General features: G+C 45.0%; 11 protein-coding genes, 1 tRNA gene and 1 pseudogene. 5 read left to right on the top strand and 8 right to left on the bottom strand.

The features are described from left to right. Window positions 1-524 precede the first annotated feature (524 nt). Window positions 525-599: transfer RNA gene (locus tag FKX85_RS14950), tRNA-Pro, on the top strand. Window positions 600-848: 249 nt separating this feature from the next. Then, window positions 849-1,304, top strand: coding sequence for a hypothetical protein (locus FKX85_RS14945; RefSeq protein ID WP_141615498.1), 456 nt, complete (start codon window positions 849-851; stop codon window positions 1,302-1,304). A 330-nt stretch (window positions 1,305-1,634) separates the two neighbouring features. On the opposite strand, the gene FKX85_RS14940 is transcribed toward FKX85_RS14945, so the two are convergent. The 6 genes from FKX85_RS14940 to FKX85_RS14915 form a co-directional block, all read right to left on the bottom strand. Continuing rightward, the gene (locus tag FKX85_RS14940) at window positions 1,635-3,239 is read right to left on the bottom strand and encodes a RagB/SusD family nutrient uptake outer membrane protein (protein ID WP_141615497.1); all 1,605 of its coding nucleotides are present in this window, start codon (window positions 3,237-3,239) and stop codon (window positions 1,635-1,637) included. Window positions 3,240-3,266: 27 nt separating this feature from the next. Next, a complete protein-coding gene (locus FKX85_RS14935) occupies window positions 3,267-6,632 on the bottom strand; it encodes a SusC/RagA family TonB-linked outer membrane protein (protein WP_229239639.1) in 3,366 nt (1,121 codons plus the stop codon). A gap of 106 nt (window positions 6,633-6,738) precedes the next feature. Then, on the bottom strand, window positions 6,739-7,740 hold the full coding sequence (locus tag FKX85_RS14930) for a FecR family protein (RefSeq protein ID WP_141615496.1): 1,002 nt from the start codon (window positions 7,738-7,740) through the stop codon (window positions 6,739-6,741). Window positions 7,741-7,821: 81 nt separating this feature from the next. Next, window positions 7,822-8,394, bottom strand: coding sequence for an RNA polymerase sigma factor (locus tag FKX85_RS14925; protein ID WP_141615495.1), 573 nt, complete (start codon window positions 8,392-8,394; stop codon window positions 7,822-7,824). A 264-nt stretch (window positions 8,395-8,658) separates the two neighbouring features. Beyond that, the gene (locus tag FKX85_RS14920; RefSeq protein ID WP_141615494.1) at window positions 8,659-9,195 is read right to left on the bottom strand and encodes a dihydrofolate reductase family protein; all 537 of its coding nucleotides are present in this window, start codon (window positions 9,193-9,195) and stop codon (window positions 8,659-8,661) included. A 613-nt stretch (window positions 9,196-9,808) separates the two neighbouring features. Then, window positions 9,809-10,405, bottom strand: a complete 597-nt coding sequence (locus FKX85_RS14915; protein WP_141615493.1) for a dihydrofolate reductase family protein — start codon at window positions 10,403-10,405, stop codon at window positions 9,809-9,811. 578 nt (window positions 10,406-10,983) lie between these two features. On the opposite strand from FKX85_RS14915, the gene istA reads away from it, so the two are divergent. Together istA and istB are read left to right on the top strand one after the other, a co-directional pair. Further along, a complete protein-coding gene (istA, locus tag FKX85_RS14910; RefSeq protein ID WP_229239638.1) occupies window positions 10,984-12,543 on the top strand; it encodes an IS21 family transposase in 1,560 nt (519 codons plus the stop codon). 12 nt (window positions 12,544-12,555) lie between these two features. Continuing rightward, complete coding sequence (istB, locus tag FKX85_RS14905; RefSeq protein WP_141614274.1) at window positions 12,556-13,275, top strand: IS21-like element helper ATPase IstB; 720 nt, start codon at window positions 12,556-12,558, stop codon at window positions 13,273-13,275. Between the two features lie 19 nt (window positions 13,276-13,294). On the opposite strand, the gene FKX85_RS21470 is transcribed toward istB, so the two are convergent. Continuing rightward, window positions 13,295-13,432 carry a hypothetical protein gene (locus FKX85_RS21470; protein ID WP_168196272.1) on the bottom strand — a complete coding sequence of 46 codons (138 nt, stop codon included), beginning with the start codon at window positions 13,430-13,432 and terminating at the stop codon, window positions 13,295-13,297. A 45-nt stretch (window positions 13,433-13,477) separates the two neighbouring features. On the opposite strand from FKX85_RS21470, the pseudogene FKX85_RS21920 reads away from it, so the two are divergent. After that, window positions 13,478-13,906 (top strand): annotated as a pseudogene (locus tag FKX85_RS21920) (transposase); the annotation flags it as partial. A gap of 287 nt (window positions 13,907-14,193) precedes the next feature. On the opposite strand, the gene FKX85_RS14895 reads toward FKX85_RS21920, so the two are convergent. After that, window positions 14,194-14,790, bottom strand: a complete 597-nt coding sequence (locus FKX85_RS14895) for a hypothetical protein (RefSeq protein ID WP_141615491.1) — start codon at window positions 14,788-14,790, stop codon at window positions 14,194-14,196.

Raw genomic sequence — 14,790 nt, 5'->3', positions numbered from 1 at the left:
CGTCCCGATTGGTATCGGGAAAGTCGCAAGCTTGTTAAAAAGAACAATGGGGATTTTGGACGAAAATCCCACTCATTATAATTTCGGGGTGTAGCGTAGCCCGGTCATTGCGTCCCGATTGGTATCGGGAAAGTCGCAAGCTTGTTAAAAAGAACAATGGGGATTTTGGACGAAAATCCCACTCATTATAATTTCGGGGTGTAGCGTAGCCCGGTCATTGCGTCCCGGTTGGTATCGGGAAAGTCGCAAGGTTGTTAAAAAGAACAATGGGGATTTTGGACGAAAATCCCACTCATTATAATTTCGGGGTGTAGCGTAGCCCGGTCATCGCGTCCCGATTGGTATCGGGAAAGTCGCAAGGTTGTTAAAAAGAACAATGGGGATTTTGGACGAAAATCCCACTCATTATAATTTCGGGGTGTAGCGTAGCCCGGTCATTGCGTCCCGATTGGTATCGGGAAAGTCGCAAGGTTGTTAAAAAGAACAATGGGGATTTTGGACGAAAATCCCACTCATTATAATTTCGGGGTGTAGCGTAGCCCGGTCATCGCGCCTGCTTTGGGAGCAGGAGGTCGCAGGTTCGAATCCTGCCACCCCGACAAAAACGGGTACAATTACCACCAAAACCCTTCAGATCGTATGATTTGAAGGGTTTTTTGTTTTTTATACAACAAAAGACCACATGCAATTTCAAAGAAAATGGGACCTATTCGGTGACCCAAAATAATTTTCTATTTTGGGTCCCGTTTTAGGACGTAATCAGCTGTATTACAGAAGGACTTGGAAAGGAACTTGAAGATCAGATTAATAAGGGAAACGGTACCTTTAAACTGCTGCATACGGTATCGATGGGAGAAAAGAATATGTATTACAGTCTCAACTTCCGTAAATCGGAAAAAAACGGGCAGTACTATTTCAATTCCTTTGAAGCGAAACTTATCAAACCAGACGGAGCAACTCTATCCCAGACCTTCTATCTAAACCAGAACATCTCTGCCAAAGAAGCCTTTAACCTACTGGAATGGAGACCTGTCTACAAAACCCTTTTCAACAAAGAAGGGAAGCGATACAATGCATGGATACAATTAAACCTGGCAGAAAAGAACAACAAAGGCCAATATCCCATGCTTCAATATCCTGAAGGTGATGGGTTTGATCTAGAAAGTTCGCTTAAGGACTTATACATCATGGAAATGGAAGATTTTAATCGGAAAGATTATTTGATCAGCTCCCAAAAAAGGAAACCTCCACACTGTCAACATATCCGGCATAGAAGGGCGTTTTCCGGTAGCAGCCAACCCTAAGTGCAGAACCGTCAACCTCTATGAACCAAATGGCAAACGGATTGATCCGGAAGCCCTCCAGAAAGTACTGCTAAAACAACATGGTCAGAATATTTTGTTTTGACCAAATAACCTTGTTTCAATCCCTCCTACAACTTATTGTCACTACCTGTCCTTCTTAAATTTGGCTACTGGCATAATTGCGTATAATCATAAAAACAAATAGGGACAGCTAGTATTTTGCTGTCCCTATTACTATTTATCTCTAAAACTCAATATTTCCAAAATAAGGGCTGTCTTTTGCAACCTCACATTGCTGAAAAAACCATCGCATTTTCACGAAAATGCCAATTAGAAAAGATAACCTTCATTTTGGCTTAAACTGTTATTGCTCAGGTCAATTTCACTCTGGGGGATTGGTCTTAATAGATGATGAGGCCTGATGGCCTGGTTCAGCGCTGCATGAGGATTGTGCTCCAACACCCTTTCAACCAACTTGTTGGTTCTTTTTAAATCCATCCACCGACTAGTTTCTCCCATCAACTCCCGGGCACTTTCATCCAAAATGAAATCAAGGTTTATGTCCCCCGCAACCAGAGGAACTTCAATCCCTGCTCGGTTTCTAAGGATATTAAGCAAACCTGCAGCCTTTTCTAGTTCCCCTAGCTTATAGTGGGCTTCAGCTCCGATCAACAAGGTCTCTGCTGACCTAAACACAACAGCGTCCCTCTCCCCCTTGGGTTCTCTTCCGGCCGCAGAATAGGTCACCTCCGGATCATCGAACTTCTTGAACATAGGATAGTGAACCATGGTATACCCATCGTTGGTGAAATACTCATCAGGATTGATGACTGCATACTTTTTGGCTGCCTTATCCTGTTCGGACCAACTATTTACTGGAAAATAAATAGCGGTATCCCCTTTGGCAATTCCTGCTTCCTGGTCATCCACTAGCGCATAGATGACCCTCCTGAATGATTCCTGTGCCCTCTGATCCTCCTGTTGGTACAAACTGAAATAGTAAGGGGTAAGGGTATTCCCCAATCCTTGGTTGTAAAGGGCTGTCCTTTCCATCCCTGGATATACATCATAATCGAACTTAAAATACTTGTGCCTGTAATTTCCCGTTCCGATGGATTGGGGGTCACCACCAAACAACATGGCAAAGATGACTTCATCATTTCGTTGGTTTTCGATATCCACGACATTGGAAAAGGAAGGTTCCAGCGGGTGGTGGTCCATTACTGCTTCTACCAGCTCCGCTGCTTTGCTGAAATCCTCAGAGCTGCCGAAATCCTTATAGCCCCTTGTCAACAGTACCTTTGCCTTTAAGTGCCGTGCAGCAGCATTAGTGGCCCTTCCATATTCCGCCCTACTTTCGGGCAATGCAGATATGGCACCATCGAGATCCTGAAGAATCTGCTGGTAAACTACTTGTTCACTTTCCCTTGTAAATTGTGTGGTAGCCGTCGTAATTTCCTCAAGGACTATGGGCAAATCACCGAAATGTTCGACCAACCTGAAATAGGCAAGTGCTCTCAGGAACTTTGCTTCGGCCAAGCCTACGGAGCTTTCCTCCTGGGCCACCCCCGTTATTTCCGGAAGCCTGGAGATGACTACATTGGCCGCCGTGACCACCTGGAAATAATTGGACCAGTAGTTGGTTACCGGCCAGTTAGTAGCTGAAAAATTAACGTAGTCATTGAGTTGGTCTACTCCTATTACGGGCGAATTCCTGGTAACCAAATCTGTTCCATATAAATCCGGATCGGTAAAGGAAATGGCTGTTCTCAGCTTTGCATAGGCATGTGCAACCATTTGGTCAAAGACCTGTGAATTGCTGAAAGCATTTTCATTGGTCAAGGTTTGCCGGTTTTCTTCTTCCAGAAAGCTTTCGCAGGAACTTAAAGCAAAGAACAGGGCAATATATATCAGGGATAATCTTACATTATTCATATTTGAAACTATTTATCAGTGAATGGGTCAGAACTGGATATTCAGCCCACCCAGGAAAGATCTCGAAAGAAAAGCTGCCCGATAAGTATTTCGGTCAGCCGTTTCAGGATCCCATCCTTCGTATGGGGTGAAAATAAAAGGGTTCTGGGCAGTGGCATACAACCTGAGGCTTTTGACGCCGAGTTTATTGATGAAATCAGTTTTGAACGTGTGACCGAGGGTAATGTAGCCCACCTTGACAAAGCTCACGTCCTGAAAAACAACCACTTCCTGGTAAGGTCCTCCGTTTCCTGGCTGGAACCACTCCTGGGAAGGATTATCCGGGGTCCAATAATTGGTCTTTAGGCCGTTGAACCTTGCGGGACTCCTGTCCCCGTCCCAAGCATGGGAACGGTGGAACCAACTGCCTGAAGTTACCCCTTGTCGGGTAAAGACAAAGAAGGAAAGATCGAACCCTTTATAATTGAAAGTGTTGGTAATGCCGCCTGTCCAATCCGGTTGTACCGAACCGATAGTGGTCCTGTCCGCCTCTGTGATGACACCGTCATCATCAAGGTCCTTCACCCTGACCTGGCCAGGCTGTTGGCCCATTTCCCTGGCTTCTTCCAGCTCATGTGTTTGCCAAATACCGTCTGCCTGATAGGTATATACCGAACCGACAGGCTCTCCCACCCTGTGTATATGATTGGCAAAGGGTGGCAATTCCTCAAGCCCACCATAAAGGCTGGTCAGTTCATTATGGTTGGTGGCAAAGTTGAGGGAGGTAGTCCATTTAAAGCCCCCCTTATCAATATTAACCGAATTTAGGGCGAGTTCTATGCCCCTGTTCCTTACTTCCCCAACATTCTCGAACACGCCACCATGACCACTGACAATGGGGAGGTTACGATACAGGATAAGGTCTGATGTATTTCTGTCATACAGGTCAATCGAGCCATAAATCCTATTTCCCAGCAATCCAAAATCAATACCAAGATTGACTTCAGAAGTACGCTCCCAAGTCAGGTCTTGATTGGCGAGATTGGTCACATAAGCAGTTCTTGTAGGCTGGTCTCCCAGGTTGGTGAAGCCAAAACCAATGTTGGACTGGGACCCCAAAGGCCTAAGTCCCCCGCCCGTTCCTGTATTACCTGTCTGGCCATAGCTCAGTCTAACCTTTAAGTCCGAAACCACCTGCTGGCTTTTCATAAAATCCTCATCCCCGATCCTCCAAGCAAATGCTGCAGATGGGAAAAAAGCCCATTTATTCTTGGCAGACAACTTCGAAGCCCCGTCATAACGCCCTGTAGCGGTAAAAACATACTTGTCATCAAGGATATAATTGATCCTGCCCGTAAAGGATTGGATAGTCTCCTTGGTCAGGCTGTTGTCCAGCTTACGGATGTCCGAGGCAATGCCCTGGTTGTAAAACAAAAACTCGTCGGTGTTGAAGTTTCTCACTTCTGTTTCATGCAGTTCATACCGATCCATCCACGAGGAAGAAATCAGCGTAAGGTCCACTTGGTGACGGTCGTTGAAATTGTGACCATAGGTAAGGATATTATCCCAAGTATAAGAATACAGGTTACTGGTGTTCCAATAGGCCCGTCTTCTGGCGGGATCCATAGACGAGGATTTGGTATTGATCCCTCTGAACTGCCCATAGCGCTCATAAAACAGGTTGGGGCTGTACCGGCTGACAATTTTCAATCCCTCGATGGGTTTCAGGGTAATGCCAAAGTTCCCTATGAAATTCAGGTTTTTAAACTCTTCCAATATACCAGAAGGCTCGAACAAGGGGTTGGTGATAAACGTCTCCCCATCGATGGGAAAAAACTTAAGGTTACCCTGATCGTCATATGCATCACCGGTAGGGCGCAACCTATAGGCGCTTCGAAACCCCTCTTGGCTGCCCAGGTTTCTGATGGAATGGGTCAGGTAACCACTGTAATCAAAACTCAAGTATTTGCTGATATTAAAGGTAAGGTTACTGCGAAGGTTAAACCTTTCCAGGTCTTCCCCGGGAAAGGTTCCTTCGTCCCGGGTATAGCCAAACCCAAATCCATAGACCACTTTATCGGTACCTCCGGAAGCACTCAAGGTATGGTTCATTTGAAGGCCGTTCTGCTGGATAAGATCCGGCCAATTGACGTAATTACCCTCCCTGATATTCTTAAGTTCATTAGGTCTAAGGTAATCGGACAACACCACATCCTCCTGACCATAGTCCAGGTTTCCCGTTGCATGACGCGTACCGACGGCCGCATCCTTAAAAAACTGCACAAACTCTTCGCCCTCAAATATTCTAGGTGTATTGTATGCCTGTCTGAAACCAATATAATTGTCGTACTGGTAATTGACTTCGCCTTTGCTTCCGGTTTTGGTGGTAATAATGACCACACCACTTGAGCCCCTGGCACCGTATATGGCCGTGGCAGAAGCATCCTTCAGTACGTCCATCCTCTCGATATCGGTGGGATTGATAAATGATATATCGGTAACAAATACGCCGTCCACAATAAAGAGTGGGTTCTGCCCAGGGCTGTAACCTGCATCGGATACGTTGCTATTGATGGTGTTGTTTCCCCTGATCCGGATATTAAAACCATCTCCGGGCTTGTTACCCGTGCTTTGTATATCCACACCCGGAAGCTGTCCCTGTAAGGACTGAAAGGCATTTACCTTATTGGTTTTCTTGATCTCCTCGCTGTCCATGGAAGCCACCGATCCGGTCAAGTCCTTTTTGTCCACTTCCCCATAACCGATAACCACCACTTCGTCCAAAGCAGCAGCATCAGGCTCCAATTGAACGTTCAGGAATTCTTGGTTTCCCACCTGTACCTCATGGGACATGTACCCTATAAAGCTGATCAATAATTTTCTATGTCCATCCGGAAGCTTTATGGAAAAATTACCGTCCAGGTCCGTTATCGTACCGCGGTCGGTTCCCTTTACCAGAATTGTCGCACCGGGCAAGGGTTCCCCTGTCCTATGATCAACAACTTTCCCCTCCACAGACCTTTCCTGGACCACCATTGATTTCTCCGGGGTTTTGGAACGGTCAAGGGAAACTCCTATCGTGTGGTTGATCTGCTTGAATTTAAGGCCATAATGATTGGCCAAATCTTTTAACAGGTCGGAAAGCTTCTGCTCCCCGTTAGCCAGGTCTACCGTCTGCGTAGAATGCTCAAGTTGCTCAGGATAGAGAAAGACAAAATCCGTCTTCCGTTCAATCTCCCTGAAAACGTCCACTAAACGCGCACGTTCCAGGCCAAGGCTCACACTGACCTCAGACAGTGACTGGCCACTTCCCGGAGAGGCCAGTATTACCTGCAGACTGATCACCTGCAGTACAAACAAGTAGAGGGTTTGTTTTGATATAATCATCAAAATTTTCATTAAATTTGCTTTCATGTTTTAAATCTTTGAGTGGATTTGAAATCAGGCCCCGATCTGTTGGCGCAGTGACGGGCCAATTATTTTTGGTTAAATTGACAAAGTGTTACATAGGCATATGGTTTTAAGGGCATGGTTGACCCGTGATCATAATTTGGCGTCGATCAATAAATTGGTAATCCATGTCCAGGACAAACACCAGGTTTTCCAATATATTGACCAGTTTATCGTTGTTGTATTTCCCACTGATGCGGCAATGGGCTATGGCCGGATTTTCAAATGATATGGCAACCCCATACCATCTCTCCAGGGTTTCCACGGCTTCTCCTAAACTGACTTGGTCAAGGGTGATGATACCATCCTTCCATCCCATATAGGTTTCCAAGTCCACTTCCCGCTTAAATAGCTGGGAGGTCACCGTATGATAAACGGCTTGCTCTCCCGGCAATAAGTATAATGATTCCCGGTCTTTTCCCGACGCGTCCGCTACCATGACCTTTCCTGATTTTACCGTTACCCTTGTGAGGTCTGGATCAAAGGTGGAAATGTTAAAAGAAGTCCCCAGTACCGTAGTGGTAAGATCTCCGGTACTGATCCGGAAAGGCCTTGCTGAATCTTTCATTACTTCAAAAAAAGCCTCCCCCTCCAAAGTGACCCTTCGCACAGAGTCCGAAAACTGTGATGGATATGTCAATCGGCTTCCCGAATTAAGACGGACCACTGTACCATCACCCAAGGTAAGGGTGGTTTTCTGTCCATTTTCCGTCACTTGGGTCAATACCGGAATTGGCGAAGTGCCTTCAGGAAGGTTTATCCAACATACCATTGACAACACAAACAATATGACAATCCCGGCAGCCAACTTTACCGATTTCCATGAAAGCCATCGTCTTTCCAGGCCCTTACTTTTGGTAGTTTTTTCAAAAACCCTTTTTTTAATTTTTTCAGGATCGATACCATGTGACCGGGGCTGCTTTGTCCTGCTCCACGCTTCGGCAGCCTGCTCAAATTTATTTTTATAAGTTGGATTTGAGGCCACTAGATCCTGTAACTCCTCATTTTCTTCGAGCGTCGATTCATTTGACAGGTACCTGGTCACCAATATCCAGAAATGTTTGTTTTCCATAATTTGACCTTATTATGGAGAAGACGGGAAATGGCACTTTTGTCTACTATTGGCCTTGGTTAAGAAATCATTATCAAAAAATCAGAGACCGTTAACATATAGGACATACATTACCAATTTGAAATAGGGAAGGTATTCGGTCATCTTTTGTACTGCCGCTACCATTTGGTTTTGGACCGTATGTACCGAAATATTTAAAATATCGGCTATTTCCCTGTATTTGAGCCCTTCGAGCCTGTTCATCCGGAAGATAATGGCACGTTGCTCGGGAAGGGTATTGATCAATTGGTCGATTTGGGCTTCGAGCTCGCTGTAAAACAATTCCTTGAAAGGATCATCGATCGTTCCCAAGGCATCTTCGTCCACTTCCTGCAGGTGGCAATGCTTCCCTTCTTTTCTTAACAGATCCAATGTCACGTTCCTTACGGCACGGTAAAGGTATCCCCTTACAGATGTCCTTATCTGCAAACGCTCACGGCCATTCCAGAGCTTGACAAAAGTGTCCGAGACGGCCTCTTCGGCCAATTCCTGTTGTCCGGTAATCGAATAGCTAAAGCGACAAAGCGAATCAATATAGCGCTCCATGAGTTTCCCCAATGCCATTTCGCTTCCCTCCTGTAGCTCCCGGACCAATTGCTCATCATTACATCCCATGATTGGCTGCCAACATTTTTTAAAAGACCAAAATAAGGTTAAAATTGGCTAACAACCGGTATTTTCAATGTTATGTAATTTTTAATTCAATATAGTCGGACAACTTCCATCCTACTTATTAGTACCATACTATACCTCACAAGACAGTAAAAACTATGGTGAAGGTTAGTTGATTGTCAAAGTACATGGCCTTTAAAAAATCTACTGTCAACGATGCACCAAATAATGAAAGGATGGGCCAGGTACCCATCCAATTGGGCTGTGTCATGATCCCTTCCGTTTGTACATCAACTGGACAAGGCCTGTATCAAAATTTTTGGCGTTTACCAGTTCAAGTGTTTGTTCAGGCCTGCCCTCCTTGAACAGCCTTGTTCCTTCTCCGACCAATATAGGCACAACGGAAATAATCATTTCATCTATCAGGTCATTCTTCAACAGTTCATCAATGACCTCGGCACCGCCGTCACAATAGATATGCTTTCCGTTTCTGCTTTTCAGGCTTTTTACCAGTTCCGTGAGATCTGCTGAATAAAATGTCACCTTTCCTTCATTTGGCCTGGCCTTCCTGGTGATGACATAGACATCCCTGTCTCCATTATCATAGTGGCCGGGACCTATGGTCCTCAAGACATAATCATAGGTCTTTCTTCCGACAATGATCGTATCTACCCTTGCTGTGAATTCAGCATAGCCATAATCTTCCCCTTCCTTTTCTACTGAGGCCAAAAAACTCAGGTCGTCATTTGGTCCGGCAATAAACCCATCCAAACTGGTGGCAATAAACAATGATAATTTTCTCATAGATTTTTTTGACAAAAAAAGCAGATTCAGCCACCTGGACAATTTATTGTCATAAACTGTCCCACTTTAAATTGTTCTTCTTGAATCATGGACAGCTAGGGATAAAAAAGGTCCATGGTAAACATCCAGAACATACCATCATTGGTTGCGGTTTTCCATTGAAATTGCCAGAATAATTCAAAAGTTAAAATCCTGATGAACCACCTTATGCGGAAAAAGCAGGTCAGGTTAAGCTTACTCTTTCCAAAGTGGCACGGTGAGCACTGTCGAACTGTGGCACGGTTCGAACCGAAAGGACTGGCACAGTTTGACCGCAAAGGGTGGCACAAATCAAACCGTTATATACAATTTCCATTCCCACCGTTCCTGCCCAACTTTGAACCCGAATTCCCTTCGGGATGGAAAAATGGCCTCGACAAGTTACTGTCTCTTATCCAAACCTTTTCTATCACTGGGAGTTGGGATACGAATTAGTCTAATCCAATGGACTTTCAACCGACTGCATAATAAGAGCCATATGAGGAGAGACCTTCATGTACGGCTCTGTGAGAAATTTCGGGGTGAGATTCCCCTTTATCTACTCGACTGGCAGTTCGTTTTTTATTATTCGTTACTATATTTCTGTTTTGTAATGATTGACGATAATACCGCACTCAAATGGTATTGAGTTTACCATTTTTAGATTTGTCAGTTTCTTGAAAATAGGCAAACCTTGCCCTAATGCTATAGGATTTATTATCAAATGAAATTCGTCTATCAGGTTTGAGTTTATTAGCGAGGACACAAGTGTAGCACCACCATAAACGATAATATTTCCATTGTTGTGGCTTTTCAAATTTGAAATATCATCTTCTAAATTATCTTTCAGAATGGTTACATTTTGCCAACCACCAGGAATTTCGGTTTCCGTAGTCAACGTTCTGGTCACCACAAATTTTTTTGAATTTGCAATATGGTTGGAAAATTCAAACCTGGTATCTGTCGGGTCTTGTGCTACTTGTTTCCAATGAGCATTAAACCCCTCTTGTGCCATTTGACTGCTTATCAGAATACTGGTAACCGATTTATGTAGACTTGTATGATAAGCTTGTAGGTCTTTATCCCAGTTCCAATCTGATCCCCAATTCCATACCATCCAACCTGTACCGCCATTTTCGTCTGCGATATATCCGTCAATGCTTATTTGGGTTTCTAGAATTAGTTTGTTCATATTTTTATAGCTTTTAAAATTCCGTTAAAGCAAATTTATAATTTCGTCTTCAGGATCTTGGAGGCTAAATACGACAACATTAATGGGGAATAAGGTCATTCAACCTTTCATTTGCTACTAGTTCCTTCACTGACCGCCAATCGGGTCAGGCAAGGGAATTTCGCCCCCACCTTCCCACAGAACCATGCGTGAGACGCTCACCTCACACGGCTCTTCATGTTTATAAATCGCTCGGTACTAAATGTACCTAAGGTCGAGCCAATTTCCAATGCTCGAATAAGCCGGGATCGGTTCTGTATTTTTGTTTCAGCCATTTTATTGGATATTCCGGAGCATGTTGACCCCATGATCCGGGAATGAACCGGAGGTTGAAAAGTGGCTTAAGCGGCTGTTTTCAACTGCCATTCCGGCGGATGCTGACCCCCTAAAGTAATATTTCAGCAATAATTCCGGAGCATATTGACCCCTCTGTTGTCAGATTCCGGAACATATTGCCCCCTCATAATGCTGGTTTTGGTTTTTTAGCGGATGATTTATATACCACTAACCGTGATCCAATGGCAGGAAAACCAAAACCAATGAGTCAGATAAAACAATTGATCATTCTCAACAAGCAGGGCAAAGGGATCAAGACCATTGCCCGAATGCTTGGCATGAGCAAGAATACCGTAAAAGCCTACCTGGTCAAGCTGGAAAAGCTGCTGGGGCAGACAGGTACGAGCCTAACCATAGATGATCTGCTCGCCCTTGAAGAGCCGGAGATCCATTCCCGTTTCCATCCTGGCAACCCTTCCTATAAGGATCCCCGGTACGATCATTTTAAAATGCGTCTTGAATATTTTCGTAAAGAGCTGAAGCGTACCGGGGTTACCAGGGCACTTTTATGGGAAGAATACAGACAGTCCCATCCGGATGGTTACAGCTACTCACAGTTCTGCCATCACCTTGACCAGCATGATCTTGCCCGATCAAAACCAACTATGGTACTTGATCATCAGCCCGGGGAAAAGCTTTATATTGATTTTGCCGGCAAAACGATTGACTACATAGACCGGGAAACCGGAGAAGTCATTTCCTGCCAGTTTTTTGTGGCCTGCCTGCCCTGTTCGGACTATGCTTTTGCCATGGCCGTGCCCAGCCAGCGTATAGCTGATTTTCTCCATGCCCTGGCCTGCTGCCTGGAACATTTGGGCGGAGTCCCTTCCCTGCTGGTCCCTGACAACCTGAAGTCAGCAGTGAACAAGGCCGACAAGTACGAACCGGATATCAACCGGGCACTGGAAGACTTTGCCAATCATTACGGTACGGCTGTCCTGCCGGCAAGGGTCAGAAAGCCTCAGGACAAGGCCCTGGTCGAGAACCAGGTCAACATGCTCTACTCCAGAGTATATGCCAAGCTGAGGAACATGCAGTTCTTTGACCTTTATGCACTCAACCAGGCCATTAAAATGCGGATCAGGGCACATAACCAGACACGGATGCAGCGCAAGCCCTACTGCCGGGAAGAGAAGTTTTTGGCCGATGAAAAACCCCTGTTGGGAAAACTTCCCGAGGACCGGTTTGAGCTACGGTACCATGCCTTGCTGACTGTGGCAAAAAACAACCATGTTTACCTGGCAAGGGACAAGCAATATTACAGTGTCCCGTATACCCTTATTGGCAAGAAAGTGAAGGTAGTCTACACCAGGTCTATGTTCTATGTGTACCATGAAGGTAAAAAGGTAGCCGTCCATGCCAGAAGCACCAAGGGCGGCTATTCTACCGTTGAAGACCATCTGTGTTCCCAGCACAGGCATTACAGGGATAGGAGCCCTGAATACTACCGGGAGCTTGCCCGTAAAAAATCAGCAGTTCTTTATCAATATGTATCCTTGCTGTTTGAGCAGAACCGGTATCCCGAGCAGCTTTACAGAACCTGTGATGGCTTACTGGCCTTAAGCAGGAAGTCCGACCCGGATACCTTTGACAGGGCCTGCAAAATAGCCATGGATCACCAGGTCTATTCTTATGGGTTTATCAGGAACATCCTTGAAAACAACATGGCCTATGAACAGCCCGATACTACACAAAAAGCCCTGCCCAAACACGACAATGTCCGGGGCAAGGAATATTACGACCAACAGAAACTCCAATTTTAACACTTAATGAATATGAATCAGATCGAAGCACAAATGACCAGGCTTAAACTGCACGGCATGTCCAAAACATGGACAGCCCTGAAGGAAACCCGCAAAACCCAAAACCTCACGTTGACAGAAGGCCTTGAGATGATGCTCCAGGCCGAGGAGCAGGAAAGGGACAACAGGAGGTTCAGAAGGCTGGAGTCCAATGCCGGATTCAGGTATAAGGCCTCCCTGGAAGAACTCAAGCTTGATAAAACCAGGGGGTTGGACGATATGGTGCTGGCATCCCTGTCCACCGGAGACTACATCACCAAAGGGGAATCGGTGCTGATAACAGGGGCCACCGGCTGTGGTAAAAGTTACCTCGCATCCGCACTGGGACACCAGGCCTGTATCCAAGGGTTCAAGGCCGCCTATTTTAATACCCAGAAACTGATGCTCAAAACCAAGATGGTAAGGCTGGAAGGCACCGCTATCAAGTTCTTTGACAAGTTGGCAAAAGCCGACCTGCTCATCATGGATGATTTTGGGCTCACACATCTGGAAAAACAGCATCAGATGGACTTTATGGAGCTCATTGAGGACCGGCACGGGAAGAAATCCACCATCATCGCAAGCCAATTGCCCGTATCCAGCTGGTATGAGGTGATTGGAGAAGAAACAATTGCCGACGCTATTCTTGACAGATTGGTACACTCATCATACAGAATCGAACTTAAAGGTGAAAGTCTAAGAAAAAAAATGTAAAATTGTCATACCATTGGATTCACAGGACCAAACCAACTTTTAGAGGGGTCAATATCCCCGGAGAGGGGTCAGTATCATCCAGAATATCCATTTTATAGCTGCCATCTTGTACAGTCCTTTTTCCCATTTGAGCAGCCTCTGGTTGAGTTGGTTCCATACATAGCGCATGGTTTCACCTCTCAGCTTGTGATAGTAGTTGATCAAGGCCGTGTCCGAATACCTGGGACGCTATACCCACAAAGTCGCCATCTCCAACCACCGGATAATGGACATCGGGCCCCAAAAAACGACTTTCGGCTACAAAGATTACAGACAGGGGGCCAAAAAGCTTGTGATGGGCCTGGACAACATGGAATTTATCAGAAGGTTTTCCATGCATGTCCTTCCCAAGGGGCTGGTCCGGATCCGGCACTTTGGGATACTGTCCAGCTCTGCCAAACAGGGAACCATACCCCTGGTACACCAAGTGCTTGGTGCGGCACAGTTGCCTGTGGATCCCAGAGCCCTGGCACAATACAACCCTCAATACTGCCCATACTGCCAAAAAGAAACCATGGTAAGCATTCAGCGCCTGCCTAAGCGGGGACCTCCAAGGACAGTATTTTCCGCTCTTCTCCCGTCCAAAAATTAATCCCTGACTTTATCGGGCCGGGAAAGGTATGCCCATACTGCAAAATGGCCCCTCCAAAACAGGTTCGGAATCGCAGAAAATCATACCTGAAACAGATTTATTAAAACACAATTCAATCCGGCCCATAACTTTTTGCCCGGAAAGGACCGCCAGGCACCCACAAAATCCAGCCCCAATCCCCATAAGCATTTCACCGGTTCCCCGAAATAGTCGGGGCAGGCAGTGCAACAGCGTTTTCATGCTTGGCTTTACAAGCCGCATGAAAACTTAGTTGTTGTAGTGCGTTTTTATTTAATTGGAAATCCAAAAGTGTTTGCTATTTCGTCATCATTATCCAATTTGTTTTTTCTTCGTTCAAGTCTTGCTTTTATTGACGGCTCTAACTTTCCATTAAAATCATTGATATCTTTAGACAGATATTCCAGATATTTTTTGATTGTGTCTAAATTGTTATCGAAATCCGCTTTTATTCGTGATGCATCCTGTCCAACGGGAACCTCATAAACAACTTTTAGTTCGTCAGATTCTACAATTCCATAAGGCAGCACAGAAGTAAATGATGATGGAAAAATTCCAAACATTGTAGAATCTCCTGTAAACGGTATAATTAAAGTGTATTTTGTTCCATCAACGGTTGTACTTCTTACAAAATGTCCTCTGCCTGAGTATCTTATTTTTGTATCTGACGGCTTTTTTTGATAGATATCATCTTCTTTTAATTCCGGCAGTTCAATTTTGAATTCATCTACTAATTGTGTTGTTAAATCGTCAATAGAATGATTATCAAATTTTGTTTTATCATAATTGTTGATTCGATTTTCTATTGAATTCGCTAGTGAGTTTGCAAAATCATAGAATTTTCTGTTGTTGAAAAGGTGTTTCAT

The sequence above is a fragment of the Echinicola soli genome, assembly GCF_006575665.1.
GTDB lineage: Bacteria > Bacteroidota > Bacteroidia > Cytophagales > Cyclobacteriaceae > Echinicola > Echinicola soli.
Note: the sequence above shows the minus strand (reverse complement) of the source record. Positions and strands in the feature narration are given on the sequence as shown.

Coding starts and splice junctions, on each gene's coding strand:
- FKX85_RS14945 (WP_141615498.1), top strand. CDS start 849: ATGGGAGAAAAGAATATGTATTACAGTCTCAACTTCCGTAAATCGGAA.
- FKX85_RS14940 (WP_141615497.1), bottom strand. CDS start 3,239: ATGAATAATGTAAGATTATCCCTGATATATATTGCCCTGTTCTTTGCT.
- FKX85_RS14935 (WP_229239639.1), bottom strand. CDS start 6,632: ATGAAAGCAAATTTAATGAAAATTTTGATGATTATATCAAAACAAACC.
- FKX85_RS14930 (WP_141615496.1), bottom strand. CDS start 7,740: ATGGAAAACAAACATTTCTGGATATTGGTGACCAGGTACCTGTCAAAT.
- FKX85_RS14925 (WP_141615495.1), bottom strand. CDS start 8,394: ATGGGATGTAATGATGAGCAATTGGTCCGGGAGCTACAGGAGGGAAGC.
- FKX85_RS14920 (WP_141615494.1), bottom strand. CDS start 9,195: ATGAGAAAATTATCATTGTTTATTGCCACCAGTTTGGATGGGTTTATT.
- FKX85_RS14915 (WP_141615493.1), bottom strand. CDS start 10,405: ATGAACAAACTAATTCTAGAAACCCAAATAAGCATTGACGGATATATC.
- istA (WP_229239638.1), top strand. CDS start 10,984: ATGAGTCAGATAAAACAATTGATCATTCTCAACAAGCAGGGCAAAGGG.
- istB (WP_141614274.1), top strand. CDS start 12,556: ATGAATCAGATCGAAGCACAAATGACCAGGCTTAAACTGCACGGCATG.
- FKX85_RS21470 (WP_168196272.1), bottom strand. CDS start 13,432: ATGGAACCAACTCAACCAGAGGCTGCTCAAATGGGAAAAAGGACTGTA.
- FKX85_RS14895 (WP_141615491.1), bottom strand. CDS start 14,790: ATGAAACACCTTTTCAACAACAGAAAATTCTATGATTTTGCAAACTCA.